The 16,056-nt window shown below is 63.4% G+C and carries 15 protein-coding genes; 1 reads left to right on the plus strand and 14 read right to left on the minus strand.

Features of this window, described 5'->3' with window-relative positions:
• Window positions 1–14: 14 nt before the first annotated feature.
• From ATN00_RS08230 to ATN00_RS08255, 6 genes are all read right to left on the minus strand, one after another.
• Window positions 15–713 (minus strand): tetratricopeptide repeat protein, encoded by a 699-nt coding sequence (locus ATN00_RS08230; protein WP_062063828.1) that lies wholly within the window; start codon window positions 711–713, stop codon window positions 15–17.
• A 74-nt stretch (window positions 714–787) separates the two neighbouring features.
• The gene (gene panB, locus ATN00_RS08235) at window positions 788–1,660 is read right to left on the minus strand and encodes a 3-methyl-2-oxobutanoate hydroxymethyltransferase (protein ID WP_062063830.1); all 873 of its coding nucleotides are present in this window, start codon (window positions 1,658–1,660) and stop codon (window positions 788–790) included.
• A 90-nt stretch (window positions 1,661–1,750) separates the two neighbouring features.
• Window positions 1,751–4,210 (minus strand): TonB-dependent receptor, encoded by a 2,460-nt coding sequence (locus ATN00_RS08240; protein WP_062063832.1) that lies wholly within the window; start codon window positions 4,208–4,210, stop codon window positions 1,751–1,753.
• A 157-nt stretch (window positions 4,211–4,367) separates the two neighbouring features.
• Complete coding sequence (locus ATN00_RS08245; RefSeq protein ID WP_231746425.1) at window positions 4,368–4,541, minus strand: YezD family protein; 174 nt, start codon at window positions 4,539–4,541, stop codon at window positions 4,368–4,370.
• A 102-nt stretch (window positions 4,542–4,643) separates the two neighbouring features.
• Window positions 4,644–5,306, minus strand: a complete 663-nt coding sequence (locus ATN00_RS08250; protein WP_062068555.1) for an RBBP9/YdeN family alpha/beta hydrolase — start codon at window positions 5,304–5,306, stop codon at window positions 4,644–4,646.
• Between the two features lie 157 nt (window positions 5,307–5,463).
• Complete coding sequence (locus ATN00_RS08255) at window positions 5,464–5,829, minus strand: PRC-barrel domain-containing protein (protein WP_062063835.1); 366 nt, start codon at window positions 5,827–5,829, stop codon at window positions 5,464–5,466.
• Between the two features lie 101 nt (window positions 5,830–5,930).
• On the opposite strand from ATN00_RS08255, the gene ATN00_RS08260 reads away from it, so the two are divergent.
• Window positions 5,931–6,362: an OsmC family protein gene (locus ATN00_RS08260; protein WP_062063837.1), complete on the plus strand. Its 432-nt coding sequence runs from the start codon at window positions 5,931–5,933 to the stop codon at window positions 6,360–6,362.
• 86 nt (window positions 6,363–6,448) lie between these two features.
• Here the strand turns inward: ATN00_RS08260 and ATN00_RS08265 are convergent, their stop codons facing one another.
• The 8 genes from ATN00_RS08265 to ATN00_RS08300 all read right to left on the minus strand — a co-directional run bounded on the left by ATN00_RS08265 (window position 6,449) and on the right by ATN00_RS08300 (window position 15,938).
• On the minus strand, window positions 6,449–7,267 hold the full coding sequence (locus ATN00_RS08265; protein WP_062063839.1) for a class I SAM-dependent methyltransferase: 819 nt from the start codon (window positions 7,265–7,267) through the stop codon (window positions 6,449–6,451).
• Between the two features lie 139 nt (window positions 7,268–7,406).
• Window positions 7,407–8,930, minus strand: coding sequence for a TadA family conjugal transfer-associated ATPase (locus ATN00_RS08270; RefSeq protein WP_062063840.1), 1,524 nt, complete (start codon window positions 8,928–8,930; stop codon window positions 7,407–7,409).
• 476 nt (window positions 8,931–9,406) lie between these two features.
• The gene (locus ATN00_RS08275; protein WP_062063842.1) at window positions 9,407–9,661 is read right to left on the minus strand and encodes an ATP synthase F1 subunit epsilon; all 255 of its coding nucleotides are present in this window, start codon (window positions 9,659–9,661) and stop codon (window positions 9,407–9,409) included.
• Window positions 9,662–9,711: 50 nt separating this feature from the next.
• Complete coding sequence (gene atpD, locus ATN00_RS08280; protein WP_062063844.1) at window positions 9,712–11,157, minus strand: F0F1 ATP synthase subunit beta; 1,446 nt, start codon at window positions 11,155–11,157, stop codon at window positions 9,712–9,714.
• 25 nt (window positions 11,158–11,182) lie between these two features.
• The gene (locus ATN00_RS08285; protein WP_062063846.1) at window positions 11,183–12,067 is read right to left on the minus strand and encodes a F0F1 ATP synthase subunit gamma; all 885 of its coding nucleotides are present in this window, start codon (window positions 12,065–12,067) and stop codon (window positions 11,183–11,185) included.
• Between the two features lie 55 nt (window positions 12,068–12,122).
• Entirely contained in the window at window positions 12,123–13,652 is a 1,530-nt protein-coding gene (gene atpA / locus ATN00_RS08290) for a F0F1 ATP synthase subunit alpha (protein ID WP_062063848.1), read from the minus strand.
• A gap of 2 nt (window positions 13,653–13,654) precedes the next feature.
• The gene (locus tag ATN00_RS08295; protein ID WP_062068557.1) at window positions 13,655–14,209 is read right to left on the minus strand and encodes a F0F1 ATP synthase subunit delta; all 555 of its coding nucleotides are present in this window, start codon (window positions 14,207–14,209) and stop codon (window positions 13,655–13,657) included.
• Between the two features lie 181 nt (window positions 14,210–14,390).
• The gene (locus ATN00_RS08300; protein WP_062063850.1) at window positions 14,391–15,938 is read right to left on the minus strand and encodes a S1C family serine protease; all 1,548 of its coding nucleotides are present in this window, start codon (window positions 15,936–15,938) and stop codon (window positions 14,391–14,393) included.
• Window positions 15,939–16,056: the final 118 nt, after the last annotated feature.

Consider the following 16,056-nt stretch of genomic DNA (forward strand, 5'->3'; position numbering starts at 1 on the left):
CCCCATGCGCTCGCTTATCCCTCAGAGCCTTCGGTCGGCGTTTCGACCGCGTCCACCCCCAATAGCCCGGCCATCTGTCGCGCGCGTGAACGGATGGACTGCGGCACATTCTTGTCCTTGGCCATGGCCGCGAAAAGCGGCCCGGCGAGATCGCGTTTGCCCATCTTCATATAGGCGATGGCGACCATTTCCCCGGTGCTGCCGAACCACGGCGCGCCTTCGACGGCCAGCGGCTTCAGCCGATCGACGATCTGCTGGGGCTTAAGGCTTTCATATTCCAGCGCCGTCTGCCGGATCAGGGCGAGGTCGCGATAGGGCTGGTCCAGCGAGCTGTCCTGCGCCATCGCCTGATAGATGGCGATCGCGGTCTTTGCATCGCCCTTGCCCGAAGCGGTGCCCGCCTTGATGAGCTGGGCCGAAGCGCGATAACCCGGCTGGCTTGCCTGCGCCAGCGCATCCAGCTCCTTTGCGTCCGGCGCGCCGCCGCCCATGGCGGTGCTCAGCACCTTGTCCATCTGTTCGGACACGGCTTCCGATTGGGTCTTGCTGTGATGCTGCCAATAGAGCCAGCCCCCGAAAGCCGCGAGGCCGACGACCACCGCAACGGCGATCCAGCGCCCGAACCGCTGCCAGAAGGTCAGCAGCCGGTCCTGACGGACGGCATCGTCCACCTCGCGCATGAAGGCTTCGCTATTTTGCGGCGTCAGGGCCACGCTCGTCTCCGGGAAATATGATGGTCATTATGTCGAAAGGCGCGATCATTAGCGGTCGCGGGGCAAGGCGCAAATCACTTTTTGGGCCGATAGACCTGATCTTCGGTCGGAAAGGCGCGGGCGCGCACGTCGGCGGCATAGTTTTTGACCGCCCCTTCGATCGTTTCGGCCAGATTTTCATAGCGTTTCACGAAACGCGGCACCCGATCGAACATGCCCAGCATGTCGTCGATCACCAGCACCTGCCCGTCGCACCGGGCCGATGCGCCGATGCCGATGACCGGGATGTCGATGCTGCCCGTGATGGCGTCGGCCAGTTCCTCCATCACGCCTTCCAGCACGACGGCGAAGGCCCCGGCATCCGCCACGGCGCGGGCGTCGGCCATGATCTTGGCATGTTCCTGCTGGCTCTTGCCCCGCGCGCCATAGCCGCCCAGCGCGTTCACCGCCTGCGGGGTAAGGCCGATATGCGCCATGACGGGGATGCCCCGCTGGCTCAGGAAAGCGATGGTTTCGGCCATCGCCTGCCCGCCTTCCAGCTTGACGGCGGCGCAGCCCGTTTCGGCAAGGATGCGGCTGGCGGCGGCAAAGGCCTGCTGCGGGGAAGCTTCATAGGCGCCGAAGGGCATGTCGACGATGACGACGCTGTGATAGCTGCCGCGCACTACCGCCGCGCCATGGGCGATCATCATGTCGAGCGTCACCGGCAGGGTGGAAGGCAGGCCGTAAATCACCTGCGCCAGCGAATCGCCCACCAGCAATATGTCGCAATGGGGATCGAGGATCTGGGCCTGCCGCGCGGTATAGGCGGTCAGCATCACCAGCGGCTCGTCCGTTTTTCCCTCGAACTTGCGCCGCTGGATGGCGGGCACGGTCAGGCGCTTCATCGGCGCCGGGGTAGGATTGGCGCGGCTGGTCGACGTGTCGAGCGTGAAGGTCGTGGACATGGGCTGTGCTCTACCCCAGCCGCTTCCCCGGCGCAAATGCCGGGCCAGCCGGATCGGCATTATGTGCCGCCCCGACTGGCCCGGATCGTATCAGAACGAGAATTTGATCGTTCCGCCCCACGTCCGGGGGTCGCCGGGCTGACCGGCGATCAGGCCGGTGTTGCCGGGCGCGACCTGAAGATTTTCGATATAGTTCACATCGAAGGCATTCCGCACCCAACCGAAGATGTCGAAACCCTCGCCGCGGAAACCGGCGCGGAAGTTGGTCAGCGCATAGCCCTTCACCTCCGTATAGATTGACGGCGAGGCGTTCGAATTCCAGCGCGAGCGGTAATTGCCGTCGACACCCAGATAGACCTGGCCTTCCTTCGCCAGCAGCGTAACCGGGGCGTTGACCTCCGCGCCGTAGGAGAAGGCCCATTTCGACACGCCGGGCAGGCCCTGACCGGAAATGTCGCACTGCCGCGGGCTGAGCGCGCCAGGGACGCCGGGCTGCGAATAATCGGGCGTGGCGTCGGCGGGCTGCAACGTGCCGCCGGACAGTTCGGGCGGGCAGGGGGCGTTGGTGAACTTCTTGTACTTGGCGTCGGTATAGGCGCCGTTGGCGTAAGCGGTGAAGCGTTCGCTGGCGACGACCTTGAAGTCCGCCTCGATACCCTGCGACCGGACCTTTTCCGCATTGGCCAGATATCCGCGCACGGTGCCGAACTGACCGCCGTTCACCGTCGCCTGGAAATTCTTGATGTCGGTGCGGAAGGCGGAAAGGTTGAAGGTGGCCCGGCGATCCCAGAACTGGGTCTTGAGGCCCACTTCGAAATGGTTGACCGATTCCGGCTTCACCGTGCCCGCGTCGTAATTCACCGTATTGTCGGCGTTGAGCGGCAGGCCGTTCTGGTTGATGCCCAGCGTCTTGAAGCTCTTGGCATAGGTCGCATAGGCCAGGATGTCGCGGGCGATCTTGTAATTGACGTTGAAGTCGTAGGTGAAGTTCCAGGCGCTGTCGGACGGCGCGCTGACCTGCGGCTGGTAAACGCCGCATTGCGCGGCGAGCACGGCGGGCAGGGCCGTGCCCGGCGCCGGGGTGCAATTGAGGGTCTGGCCAGCGCCGTCGGTGACGACGCGCTGATAATAGCCGGACTTCTTGTCATAGTTGAGGCGCGCGCCCGGCTGGATCGTCAGGGCGTCCGTCACCTTCCAGCTGAGCTGACCGAACAGCGCCGCGCTGGTGCTCTTGAGATATTGCGTGTTGGTGGCGGTCAGGCCTTCGAGGACGCTGGGATCGCTCGCCAGTGCGCCGGACAGGCTCCACCGGCTGGCGTCGGAGCCTTGCTGCTCGGTGCCCTGCGTGTCGATCCGCTGCTTGAAGCCGAACAGTCCGACCACGAAGTCGATCTTCTGGCTTTCATAATTATAGCGGAATTCCTGGCTGTACTGGTCCTGCTGCGAAGGGTTTTGCGACTTGGATACGATCGACAGGCCGGTGAAATCGCGATCATTCTCCGGCTTCCAGTCCCAGAAGCGCCAGGCGGTGACGGAGGTGAAGGTGCCGGCGCCGACATCCCACTTCACCCGGAGCGACGCGCCGCCGATCTTGTTGCCCGCATTCAGGCTGGCGTCGGTGTCGGTCAGGCGGTCATAGGGATTGGTGCTGGGCACGGCATAGTTGCGGCCGGGACTGGCGGCGTTGATCGCGTTGACGAGTTCGTCATATTGCCGGTTGGGCGCGCGCTGGGTCTTGCCGACGCGGACATAGACGGTGCCGCAGCATTCCGGGTTCTGCTTGCTATAGTCGCCCGACAGCGTGATGCTGAGATCCTCGTTGGGCTTGAACAGCAACTGGCCGCGAATGCCCAGATTGTCCTGTTCGTTGACCCAGCGGTCGGTGGTCGTGTTGTAAAGCGTGCCGCGCCGACTGGTCGAGGCCACGGCGATGCGCGCGGCGATGGTGTCCGACAGGGGGCCGGAGATGGCGGCCTTGGCCTGCTTGTAGTTGAGATTACCGACGGTCAGTTCGGCGCGGCCCTCGAAATCGAAGGTCGGCTGGTTGGTCGTGATATTGATTGCGCCGGCGGTAGTGTTCTTGCCATAGAGCGTGCCTTGCGGGCCGCGCAGCACTTCGACCTGAGAGACATCGAGGAAATCGAAGGTCGCGGCGGCGACACGCGAATTATAGACGTCGTCGACATAGATGCCGACACCCTGCTCAAAGCCATCGCTGGTCAGGCCGAACGGCACGCCAAGGCCGCGGATGTTGACCGATGTGTTGCGCGGATTGGTGGTGTAGACTTGCAGCGTCGGCGCGAGCTGCTGGAGTTTCACGACGTTGAAGTTGCCGGTGGCTTCGATGCTGTCGCCACGGATCACGGAGATCGCCAGCGGCACTTCCTGCGCCGTTTCCTGACGGCGGCGGGCGGTGACGATGATCACCTCGCCACGGCTGCTGGCTTGTTCGGTGCTGTCCGCGGCGGGCGGAGCTTCCTGTGCAAAGGCCATGGGTGTGATGATGGATGTGCCCGCCACGCTGGCGAGCAACAGGAAACGCGCAATCATATTTTTCCCCTTCCGGATGTCCGGTGAATGTTGATCGCGGCCTTTCCGGTGGTCCGGTCAAAACCGATGCTTGGGGTATTCTCATTGGTGCGGCTTACCCCCCAAAGCCGCTCGCCGCCCTTTTCGGCAGCGCAAATCATATGGCCCCCGTTCCCTGTCAGGCGTGGAGGCGCGTTTTTTCCGTCACGTCGATCTGCACCACGCGCGCGTCATGCACGGTCAGCGTGATGGAGCCGAAGCGCAGCGCTTCCAGAACGCCGCGCACCTTGTCGATGCTGAGCGTGATGTCGGGACGCGTTGCCGCGGCGCGGTCGTGGCGGATATCTGTCATGGTCTTTTCATTCATAAGTGTTGGGCTCGCTATATCTCAACTATAATGATAGACAAAAAAGCAAATATAGGGAGCATGCAAGTTTGTCTTGCAACGCTCGGGTCAACGCGATGCGCTGATGCGATGGGCGTCCTGATGCACGGGATGGATGGCAGGGCGAATTTGCCGCATGGCGCTGGCCTGATCGTGTGCCTGATCGATCAGGTTTTCCAGCAGGCTCTGGCCAAAGGCCCAGTCGCCCAGCCGCGATTCGGCGTTGATATGGCCGCTATGGCCCGCATCCATGAACTTGCTGCCCCAATTCTTGGCGATGCTGTGGGCGCGTTCGAAGAAGATATAGGGGTCGTCCCGGCTCGCCACGACTATCGACGGAAAGGGCAGGGGCGCGCAAGGCGTCGGGCCGAACCCGCCGATGGTTTCGGGTGTTTCCATCCGGTCGCAATCGGGTGGCGCCACCAGCAGCGCGCCCGTCACCGGCCAGCCATAAGCCTGGCTTTGAAGCGCGCCCCACCATGCCACCGCCAGGCAACCCAGACTGTGCGCCGCCAGCACCACCGGCGCTTCCGCTTCGCGGATGGCCGTATCGAGTCGGGTGACCCATGCATTGCGATTCGGGCTGGCCCAGCTACCCAGATCGACTCGCTGGCAGTCGCCACGCCGTGCTTCCCACAATGTCTGCCAATGGCCTGGACCGCTATTGTTAAGGCCCGGAATCGTCAGCACGACGGGCTGGCGGGTGTCACGGGCATATCCGAAATATTCCATGGTGAGCAGCCTCATCCTCACGCCTAGATCAGGCCCTCAATATAATTCTATTTATTTAGTAGACAATAGAAAAGCGGCAGGATGTGCCTGACGTCGGCTAACCTATCTGGAGGGGAGGGCAGGAAAAGCTGGCGGCAACCATCCTCCCCTCCGGCGCCTACCAGGGATAGACCAGCCCATAATATTGGTAGACGCTGCGCCCATAATTTTCGTCATAATCCGGGCGGTTCTCGGCATTGTGGCTGGGTGCTTTTTCCAGCACTTCCTTGCTGAGGTCGACCACATAGCCGCCCTTGTCCACATCATAGTCCAGCATCGACCAGGGCAGCGGATAATGATCGTTGCCGATCCCCAGAAAACCGCCGAAGGACAGCGTTGCGTAACGCACCTGCCCACCCCGCTTTTCCACCATGAAATTGGATATGTGGCCCAGTTTCTCTCCCGCCAGATTGAATACGGCGGTGCCTTCGACGCGGTCGGATGCGATCAGGTCGCGGCCGGCTTCCACTCCTATGTCGGTCATTGCCATTCTCCTGTAAGACAAGGTGCCGAAAATCGGCGTCTCTATAATGCAACCATGAGGGCGAGATCGAGTTCCACTCGCGACAGAGCAGGAGTAAAGTCATGAAGATCAATCGCAGCGGATCGGCCGTCTGGAGCGGCGGCCTGAAGGACGGCAAGGGTGCGATTTCCACCCAAAGCGGTGCACTCAATGCCTATCCCTACGGTTTTGCCGCCCGGTTCGAAGGCGTGCCCGGTTCCAACCCGGAGGAGTTGATCGGCGCAGCCCATGCCGCGTGCTTCACCATGGCGCTATCGCTGATCCTGGGTGAAGCGGGGCTTACCGCCGAAAAGATGGAAACCGCCGCCGTCGTGACGCTGGAGCAGCAGGAGGGTGGCTTTGTCATCACCGCCAGCAAGTTGACCCTCAAGGCGAAGATACCGGGCGTCGATACCGTCGCCTTTCAGGAACTGGCCGCCAAGGCGAAGGCGAATTGCCCCGTCTCCAAGCTGTTGGACACGGACATCAGTCTGGATGCCGAGCTTTTGGGATAGTCATATCCTGCGCGTCCGCGACCATGTTTCCGTCGGGCGATGCGAAGGCGGCTGGCCCAATCACGCTTGCGACTCCGATTATTATTCTATGTCGCCGGCTTGCGAAATTTGAGCGTCATGCGGTCGCTTTCGCCGATCGCCAGATATGTGTCCCGGTCGGCATCTCCCTGGCTCAGCACCGGCGGCAGGGTCCAGACACCCTTTTCCCAATCGGCCGTATCCTTGGGATTGGCGTTGATTTCCGACGCGCCGACATATTCGAAACCGGCCGCCTCCGCGATCTGGCGGACGGTCGAAACCTTGAGATAGCCGCTGGTCTTTTCCAGCGCGCTGTCGCGATCTTCCGGCAGGCGATGGTCGACGATGCCCAACGTGCCGCCGGGTTTCAGCATGACGAACAGGGTTTTGAATGTCGCCGCCTGCGAACCGCTGGCTACCATATTGTGCACATTGCGGAAGGTCAGGACCGTATCGACCGTCCCGGCGGGAATCTGCGCGGCCTGATCGGGATAGGCGACCAGCTTCACCCGATCGTAGACATTCGGCTTGGCGGCCAGAAACGCCTTGTAGCCATCGAGATAACGTCCGCTGGGCTGCAGCGCGTAGAAGGTGCCCTGATCGTGCAGCAGCGGAGCGAGTATCTCGCTATACCATCCGCCGCCCGGCGAATATTCCACCACCGTCTGCTGGGGCGTGATCCCAAAGAAGGCGAGCGTTTCGGCCGGATGGCGGTAGCGGTCGCGCGCGACATTGGCGGGGGTGCGATTGGGATCGGCGACAGCGGCGCTGATCGGGTCGGCCGCCTTGTGCGCGGCATGATCGCCATGGCCCGCATGTTGCGCGGCGAGCGGTGCGATGGGCAGGGCGGTTGTCAGCAAAAGGCCGACGCAGGCGAGGCGGTTCATCGGACACCCTCTTCTTTTTGGGACGGGCCCTGAAGATGACGGCCTCTTCCCCTCCGCGCAAGGGGGCATGGCGAACGACGCCCGTCAGCCATGTTTCGTCACAAAAGTTCAAGCCGTTCGCGAAAAAGCGATCTGCGTCCTAGAGGCAGGCTTCCAGGAAAGGCTGGTCGAAACCGAACTGTCGCGCCTTGTCCAGCGTATAGGGGCGCAGGCCCATGGAGCGATATTCGCCCACGATCTTCCCGCTGTCGTCCTCATCATGATATTCGAACTTGAACAGTTCCTGCGTGACGATGACATCGCCCTCCATCCCGATCACCTCGGTGATGTTGGTGACGCGGCGGGAGCCGTCGCGCAGGCGCTTCACCTGCACGATCAGGTCGACCGAATCGGCGATCTGCTTGGAAATCGCTTCCTTCGGAATCTTGATGTCGCCCATCAGGATCATATTCTCCATACGGCCCAGACACTCGCGCGGGCTGTTGGAGTGGAGCGTGCACATGGAGCCGTCATGGCCCGTGTTCATCGCGGCGAGCAGGTCGAAACATTCCGCGCCGCGGATTTCGCCCAGGATGATGCGGTCGGGGCGCATACGCAGGGCGTTCTTGACGAGGTCGCCGATGCTGATCGCGCCCTGACCCTCTAGGTTCGGCGGGCGGGTTTCCAGCGGCAGCCAGTGCGGCTGCTGCAGGCGCAGTTCGGCCGCGTCCTCGATGGTCAGCACGCGCTCGCCCGGATCGATCATCTTCGACAGGGCGTTGAGCATGGTGGTCTTGCCCGAACCCGTGCCGCCCGAAATCACGATATTGAACCGACAGGCGCCCGCGATCTTGAGCGCGGTCGCCATCTTCTGGCTCATCGCGCCCCACTGGGACAGCATGTCGATGGTGATCGGCTTGGCGGAGAATTTACGGATGGAGATGGCCGTGCCGCGCAGCGAGAGCGGGGGCACGATCACGTTGACGCGGGAGCCGTCGGGCAGGCGCGCGTCGGCCAGCGGCGTGGTCTGGTCGACGCGGCGGCCCACCTTGTTCACGATGCGCTGGGCGATCTGGAACAAATGCTCCTCGTCGCGGAACTTGATCGGCGCGATCTGGAGCTTGCCCTTCTTTTCGATATAGGTCTGGTCGGGGCCGTTCACCATGATGTCGGTGACGTCCGGGTCGGCCAGCAATTCCTCCAGCGGACCAAGGCCCAGCAGTTCGTCCACCAGCACCTTTTCCAGCGCGAATTGTTCGCGCCGGTTGAGGGTGAGTTTCAGTTCCGCCAGCACTTCCATGATGATCGGCCGGAATTCCTCGGCCAGCTCATCCTTGGTAAGGGTCGCGGCGGCTTCGGGATCGACGCGCTCCAGCAGGCGGGGGAGCACCTGTTCCTTGATCTTGTGGACCGATGCCTCGAAGCCCTGCGGCCCGGTATCCGCCGTATGTTCCAGGTTCGCGCGATCGGCCAGGCGCTGCATCGCATCGGCGTTGCGCTGCATCTGGCTGGTGGGCGCGGACAGGGGGTCGAGGGGCGCTTCCCCCGGCAGGGCGATCGTTTCGAGCGGCGGGAACTGTTCCCCTCCCTGCGTCTCTTCGCGCACCGGGGCATGCATGGGTCGCGCGACGCCGAAACCCGGCTTGATGCCGGCAGGTCCATTTTTCCGTCCAAATGCGCTCATGACTCTCCGCCGCAAATTGCGTGTTCAGGCTGACCATGCAGGGCAAGGCCAACCGGATATGGCTGGGAAAGGTGAATAGGGCGGAAACTTTGACAAATGGCTAATGCGGCCGAGGGCGCGGCGGGCAAACAGCGGCGGCGCTGGCGGTTAGGGGGAGTGGCCTGTCCGCCATTCCTATCTCCGTTCGCCCTGAATAGGGGCAGAGCGGAGCCGAAGGCCCGTATCGAAGGGTTTCTCGCCCGCCACTGTCCTTCGATACGCCCCTTCGACAAGCCTGTCGTCAGCCCTGTCGAACGACTCAGCCCCTATTCAGGGCGAACGGAGGAAGAAGTTCGCCTCTGGCCGTAACCGGTCGTCTCGCGATACGAAGGCCCCCAAATCAGCCAGCACCCAAAAGAAAAACCCCGCACCATAAGGGCGCGGGGTTTATTCTCCTATCCATACCCATCCTGCGATGGGACTGGAAAGCGGTGATTTCAGCCCGCGTGTTCAGCGAGAACGGTCAGGCCCTTTTCATTGACCTCCGCAAAGCCGCCCTGCACGGGAATGACTTCCGGCGCGGCGCCCGCCGCGCTGAAAATCTGGATCGCGCCGTCGCGGACGGTCGACATGAAGGGCGCATGGCCTTCCAGCACGCCGAAGTCGCCATCGGTGCCGGGCACCACGACCTGCCAGACCTCCTCCGAACGGACGAGCTTTTCCGGGGTCACGAGTTCGAAATGCAGTGCCATCTTCTTTTCCTTGGCCCCTCCCGCCGGGGGAGGGGCTTTGAGCTTGCGACTTACGCGGCTTCAGCAGCCAGCTTCTTGGCCTTTTCGACCACTTCGTCGATGCCGCCGACCATGTAGAAGGCTGCTTCGGGCAGATGGTCATATTCGCCTTCGACCACGGCCTTGAACGACTTCACCGTGTCTTCGATCTGGACGAACTTGCCCGAAATGCCGGTGAAGACTTCGGCGACGTGGAAGGGCTGCGACAGGAAGCGCTGGATCTTGCGCGCGCGGGCGACCGTCACCTTATCCTCTTCCGACAGCTCGTCCATGCCCAGAATGGCGATGATGTCCTGCAGCGACTTGTATTTCTGCAGGATTTCCTGAACGGCGCGGGCGGTGTCGTAATGTTCCTGACCCACGACGCGCGGTTCCAGAACGCGGCTGGTCGAATCGAGCGGATCGACCGCCGGATAGATGCCGAGTTCGGAGATGGCGCGGTTGAGAACGGTCGTCGCATCAAGGTGCGCGAACGAGGTCGCGGGCGCCGGGTCGGTCAAATCGTCCGCGGGAACGTAGACGGCCTGCACCGAGGTGATCGACCCCTTGTTGGTGGAGGTGATGCGTTCCTGAAGCTGGCCCATGTCGGTCGCCAGCGTCGGCTGATAGCCCACGGCCGAGGGAATACGGCCCAGCAGCGCCGACACTTCCGCGCCCGCCTGCGTGAAGCGGAAGATGTTGTCGACGAAGAACAGCACGTCCTGCCCTTCCTGATCACGGAAATATTCCGCGATGGTGAGGCCGGAAAGGGCGACGCGCGCGCGGGCGCCCGGCGGTTCGTTCATCTGGCCGTAGACCAGCGCCACCTTGGACCCTTCGGAGATCGCATTGCCCTCGGCATCCTTGGCGATGACGCCCGCGTCGAGGAATTCGTGATAGAGATCGTTGCCCTCGCGGGTCCGCTCACCCACGCCCGCGAACACGGAAGTGCCGCCATGGCCCTTCGCGATGTTGTTGATCAGTTCCTGGATGAGCACGGTCTTGCCCACGCCCGCGCCGCCGAACAGGCCGATCTTGCCGCCCTTCGCATAAGGGGCGAGAAGGTCGATGACCTTGATGCCGGTGACGAGGATGCTGGCGTCGGTCGACTGGTCGACGAACTCGGGAGCCTTGGCGTGGATCGGGGCGGTGAGGGTGGTTTGCACCGGACCGCGCTCGTCGATCGGCTCGCCGACGACGTTCAGGATGCGGCCGAGCGTCGCGGGGCCGACGGGAACGCTGATCTGCGCGCCGGTGTCGGTCACTTCCTGACCGCGGGTCAGGCCCTCGGTCGAATCCATCGCGATGGTGCGGACGGTGTTTTCACCCAGGTGCTGGGCGACTTCCAGCACCAGCCGCTGACCGTTATTGCTGGTTTCCAGCGCCGAGAGAATTGAGGGCAGCGCATCGGGGAAGGTCACGTCGACGACAGCGCCGATGACCTGCGAGATGCGGCCTACATTGTTGGTGGTTGCCATGACTGCTTCCTTGCGTGCGGTTGTCTTAAAGGGCTTCCGCGCCCGAGATGATTTCGACGAGTTCGGTGGTGATCGCGGCCTGGCGGCTGCGGTTGTACTGGATCGTCAGCTTGTTGATGAGGTCGCCGGCGTTGCGGGTCGCATTGTCCATGGCGGTCATCGACGCGCCCTGTTCGGACGCGTTGTTTTCCAGCAGCGCCTTGAAAAGCTGCACCGTGATGTTGCGCGGCAGCAGGTCGTCGAGGATCGCTTCCTCGCTCGGTTCATATTCCACCGTCGCGGCGATGGCGTTGCGGTCGGCGTCCTCGGGGATCTTGACCGGGATGATCTGCTGCTCGGTCGGGATCTGGGCGAGGGCCGACTTGAAGCGCGAGAAGAAGAGATGCGCGACGTCGAACTTGCCGTTCAGATACATGTCGGTCAGTTCGTGGGCGATCTGTTCGGCCTGGCTATAGCCCGGTTCCTTCGCGCCGGTGGTGTCGAACTGGGCGACGATCATGCCGGGGAAAGTGCGGTTGATGACCGGACGGCCCTTGCGGCCGATCAGGTAGAAGCGAACCGTCTTGCCCTGCTGGATGAGTTCGTCGGCCCGCGCGCGCGCCGCCTTGACGATGTTCGCGTTGAACGCGCCGGCAAGCCCGCGGTCGGAGTTGGCGACGACCAGCAGATGCACTTCATCCTTGCCGGTGCCCGCGAGCAGCGGAGAGGCGCCTTCGCCCGATCCGCCCGCGATCTTGGACGCGAGGGAGGCGACAACGGCTTCGAGACGCTGGCTGTAGGGGCGCGCGGCTTCGGCCGCGGCCTGCGCCTTACGCAGCTTCGCGGCGGCGACCATCTGCTTCGCCTTGGTGATCTTCTGGGTCGACTTCACCGACCCGATGCGGAGCTTCAGTTCCTTGAGGCTGGCCATGACGAACCTTCTGGTTCGTCATCCCGGCATGGGGACCGGGATGACGGTTACAATCTTACGCGAACGTCTTGCCGAACGCGTCGAGCGCGGCGACGAGCTTTGCCTTTGCGCCATCGCCCAGATCCTTGCTGTCGCGGATTTCCGCGAGGATTTCGGGGTGATCGTGACGCAGATAGGCCAACATCAGTTCTTCGTAACGGGTCACGTCCTTGACCGGCACGCTATCCAGATAGCCGTTGGTGCCCGCGAAGATGGACGCGGTCTGCTCCTCGAAGGGGAGGGGCGAGAACTGGGCCTGCTTGAGCAGTTCCGTCAGGCGCGCGCCGCGGTTCAGCAGCTTCTGCGTCGACGCGTCGAGGTCCGAACCGAACTGGGCGAAGGCCGCCATTTCGCGATACTGCGCCAGCTCCAGCTTGATCGAGCCGCTGACCTTCTTCATCGCCTTGGTCTGCGCGGCGGAACCGACGCGCGACACCGACAGGCCCACGTTGATGGCCGGGCGGATGCCCTGGTAGAAGAGGTTGGTTTCCAGGAAGATCTGGCCGTCGGTGATCGAGATCACGTTGGTCGGGATGTAGGCGGACACGTCGCCTGCCTGCGTTTCGATGATCGGCAGCGCGGTCAGCGAGCCTGCGCCGTTGGCGTCGTTCATCTTCGCAGCGCGTTCCAGCAGGCGGCTGTGCAGATAGAAAACGTCGCCCGGATAGGCTTCGCGGCCCGGAGGACGGCGCAGCAGCAGCGACATCTGGCGATAGGCGACGGCCTGCTTGGAAAGATCGTCATAGACGATGACGGCGTGCATGCCGTTGTCGCGGAAGAACTCACCCATGGTGACGCCGGTATAGGGCGCCAGATACTGGAGCGGAGCGGGTTCCGAAGCGGTCGCGGCGACGACGATGGAATATTCCATCGCGCCATTTTCCTCAAGCTGCTTCACGATCTGCGCGACGGTCGAACGCTTCTGGCCGACGGCGACGTAGATGCAGTAGAGCTTCTTCGACTCATCGTCGCCCGCATTGACGCCCTTCTGGTTGATGAAGGTGTCGATCGCGACGGCGGTCTTGCCGGTCTGGCGGTCGCCGATGATGAGTTCGCGCTGGCCGCGGCCCACGGGGACGAGGGCGTCGATGGCCTTGAGGCCGGTCTGCACGGGTTCATGCACCGACTTGCGGGGGATGATGCCCGGCGCCTTGACTTCCACGCGCTTGCGCTCGGTATATTCGATCGGGCCCTTGCCGTCGATCGGGTTGCCCAGGCCGTCCACGACGCGGCCCAGCAGGCCCTTGCCCACCGGAACGTCGACGATGGTGCCGGTGCGCTTGACGGTGTCGCCTTCCTTGATCTCGGCGTCAGAGCCGAAGATCACGACGCCGACATTGTCGGCTTCCAGGTTCAGCGCCATGCCCTGCACGCCATTGGCGAACTCGACCATTTCGCCCGCCTGAACGTTGTCGAGACCATGGACGCGGGCGATGCCGTCACCCACGGTCAGCACGGAGCCGACTTCGCTCACCTGCGCTTCGGTGCCGAAATTGGCGATCTGGTCCTTGATGACCTTCGAAATTTCTGCGGCGTTGATATCCATGTTCAGCCTTTCATCGCCATGGCGAGACTATTCAAACGGGTGCGGATGGAGCTGTCGATCATCTGGCTGCCGATCTTGACGACCAGCCCGCCGAGAATCGCGGGATCGACTTTCGCGTCGACCGCGACATCGCGGCCGACACGCGCCTTGAGGCTCTTGCTCAGGGCGGTGATCTGGGTCTTGGTGAGCGCATGGGCGCTCGTCACTTCGGCGCGAACCTCGCCCTTGTGATTCGACAGCAGCGTTTCATAGGCGCGGATGACCGCGGGAAGCTGCGACAGGCGGCGGTTCTGCGCCAGCACGCCCAGGAATTTGGTGGTCAGGGGGTCCGTCCCGATCGACGCGGCCACGGCGGTCATCGTCTTGCCCGCCGCATCGCGACTCAGCACAGGGCTGTTGATAAGCCCCTTGAAATCAGCCGACTGCGCGATCGCGGCCTTGAGAGCGGCAAGGCTCTCGGCAACGGTGTCGAGCGTCTTGCCGTCGCGGGCCAGATCGAACAGCGCCACCGCATAGCGGCCGCTTAGGCTAGCCTGAATACCGCCGGTAGTCTCCACGCGCTTACCGTCCTCCACTCAATATGCCGGTCATGCAAAGAAAGGGGAGCAGTCACGCCCGTTCCCCTGTTGCGGGGCCGGTTAGCAGCGCGATTATGACTATGCAAGCCATGGAGCGCGATTCATTCGCATGGGGTCAGACATGGCCCCATGGCGGGGCCTCCCTCGACCGGCCAAATGGTCAGTTTTGGGGGTCGGCGGGGGCCAGCCGGCCCTTCTGGCACCGATAGACCAGCCGTTCATTGGGCTGGGCGGGCAGAAGGGCGGACAGATCGGATCGCAGCGCCGAAATGCGGGCGAGCAGGTCGGAATCGCTGCTGCACCCCTTGATCGGCTTGTCTTTCAGGAGCGCGCGGGCCTTGTCCATCGTGTCGCCATCAGGCAGCCAGCGCTGGACCCTGAGCAGGCCGGTCGCCGGGTCGAATTCGCTGACGCTCACGAAATTGCGGTCTTCGGGCACATGGGCGCGCTGCCATTTCGTGCCGGTGGAGACATATTGCGTCTGCCGGTCGACGCAGCCGCCTTCGGCCCAGTGGAAGGGAATGTCATTGGCCTGCGACACCGTCAGGCGGCTGCGGCTGAGGTCGATGCGGCAGATATTGTCGCCCGCCCATGCGAATGCCCGGTTGCTGACCGTCCCTTGATCCTGGGGCAGGACGATCCGTTCGTCGATGCTGGAGAAGCTGGGCTTGAGAAAGAACAGCCCCAGCGCGGCGAACAGGGCGACGCCCCCGCCGGCAAGCCACCATGTCGCGCGCTTTTCCCGCTTCTGCGAGTAGAACAGGCCGCCCGCGCCAAGGCACAGCACCGCGACCGCCAGCAGCACCGCCGCGCCCGCCATGGCGTTTTCGCGGGCGGAGATCACGTCGCGTTCCGCGTCGTCGCGGGCCTTTGCCATCGCCGCTTCATGGGTGTCGGCCTGCGCCCGTTCGCTTTGCTCGGTCGCCTGCGCCTCACGCTGGGTGATGGCCGCTTCGGCCGCGTCGGCTTCGGCCATGGAGCGGCACGGGACGACCGTGTGCAGCGACGACACGCCCGCCTGCCGCAGGAAGGAGGCGACCTCCCGCCAGGAAACCGCGAATCCGAACTCGGCGTCATTGCCGTCCGACACCGAACCGAAGCTGTTGACGCCCAGTACCCGTCCGCAATCGTCCACCAGCGGCCCGCCGCTATTCCCGGCGGCGAGCGGAGCGGTGTGAAGGATCGTGTCGAAGCTTTGGGTCGATCGGCCGGAGGAGACATTGCCGCTCGTTTTCACCGTGCCCAGCGGCTCCACCATCTGCTTGAGGCCCAGCCCCTGCGCCCGGTCCACCGTGCCGGGATAGCCGATGGCGGTCACATGCTGCCCATCGCTGACCGCACCCGCATAGAAGGTGCTGACGGGCAGGCTGCCTTCTTCCAGTTGAATCAAAGCCAGGTCGTTGCCCGGCGAATAGGCGATGACGCGCCCGCCAAAGGTCTTGCGCCCTTCGGACGGGATCACGCCGATGACGAGATTCTTTTCTTCGCGCGTCAGTTCGACGACATGGGCGTTGGTCAGCACCTTGTCCGGCGCGACGGCAAGGCCGCTGCCATGGCCCACGAAATAAGCCTCGCTTCCGTCCGTCGCGACCAGCACGACGCGGACCACGCCGCGTGCGGCGGCGGCGATGTCCTGCTGTTCGGCGCGCGCCATGGCGGGCATTGCGAGGGCAAGGATCAGGCAGAGGCGGCGAAGGAAAGCGACCATAGTGGCGCGCATACATATGCTAAGGCCGCCATTAGGCAATCGGGAAATATGCGGAACGCCGGCGAAGCGGAAATGAATATCCGTTTTGACAGCAAGCGGCGGGAAGCGTGGCGATTCC

This window comes from Sphingobium baderi (genome assembly GCF_001456115.1).
GTDB classification, from domain to species: domain Bacteria; phylum Pseudomonadota; class Alphaproteobacteria; order Sphingomonadales; family Sphingomonadaceae; genus Sphingobium; species Sphingobium baderi_A.

Excerpts from the sequence above, each read along its gene's own strand:
- panB (WP_062063830.1), bottom strand. The coding sequence starts at position 1,660 with ATGTCCACGACCTTCACGCTCGACACGTCGACCAGCCGCGCCAATCCT.
- ATN00_RS08240 (WP_062063832.1), bottom strand. The coding sequence starts at position 4,210 with ATGATTGCGCGTTTCCTGTTGCTCGCCAGCGTGGCGGGCACATCCATC.
- ATN00_RS08245 (WP_231746425.1), bottom strand. The coding sequence starts at position 4,541 with ATGACAGATATCCGCCACGACCGCGCCGCGGCAACGCGTCCCGACATC.
- ATN00_RS08250 (WP_062068555.1), bottom strand. The coding sequence starts at position 5,306 with ATGGAATATTTCGGATATGCCCGTGACACCCGCCAGCCCGTCGTGCTG.
- ATN00_RS08255 (WP_062063835.1), bottom strand. The coding sequence starts at position 5,829 with ATGACCGACATAGGAGTGGAAGCCGGCCGCGACCTGATCGCATCCGAC.
- ATN00_RS08260 (WP_062063837.1), top strand. The coding sequence starts at position 5,931 with ATGAAGATCAATCGCAGCGGATCGGCCGTCTGGAGCGGCGGCCTGAAG.
- ATN00_RS08265 (WP_062063839.1), bottom strand. The coding sequence starts at position 7,267 with ATGAACCGCCTCGCCTGCGTCGGCCTTTTGCTGACAACCGCCCTGCCC.
- ATN00_RS08270 (WP_062063840.1), bottom strand. The coding sequence starts at position 8,930 with ATGAGCGCATTTGGACGGAAAAATGGACCTGCCGGCATCAAGCCGGGT.
- ATN00_RS08275 (WP_062063842.1), bottom strand. The coding sequence starts at position 9,661 with ATGGCACTGCATTTCGAACTCGTGACCCCGGAAAAGCTCGTCCGTTCG.
- atpD (WP_062063844.1), bottom strand. The coding sequence starts at position 11,157 with ATGGCAACCACCAACAATGTAGGCCGCATCTCGCAGGTCATCGGCGCT.
- ATN00_RS08285 (WP_062063846.1), bottom strand. The coding sequence starts at position 12,067 with ATGGCCAGCCTCAAGGAACTGAAGCTCCGCATCGGGTCGGTGAAGTCG.
- atpA (WP_062063848.1), bottom strand. The coding sequence starts at position 13,652 with ATGGATATCAACGCCGCAGAAATTTCGAAGGTCATCAAGGACCAGATC.
- ATN00_RS08300 (WP_062063850.1), bottom strand. The coding sequence starts at position 15,938 with ATGGTCGCTTTCCTTCGCCGCCTCTGCCTGATCCTTGCCCTCGCAATG.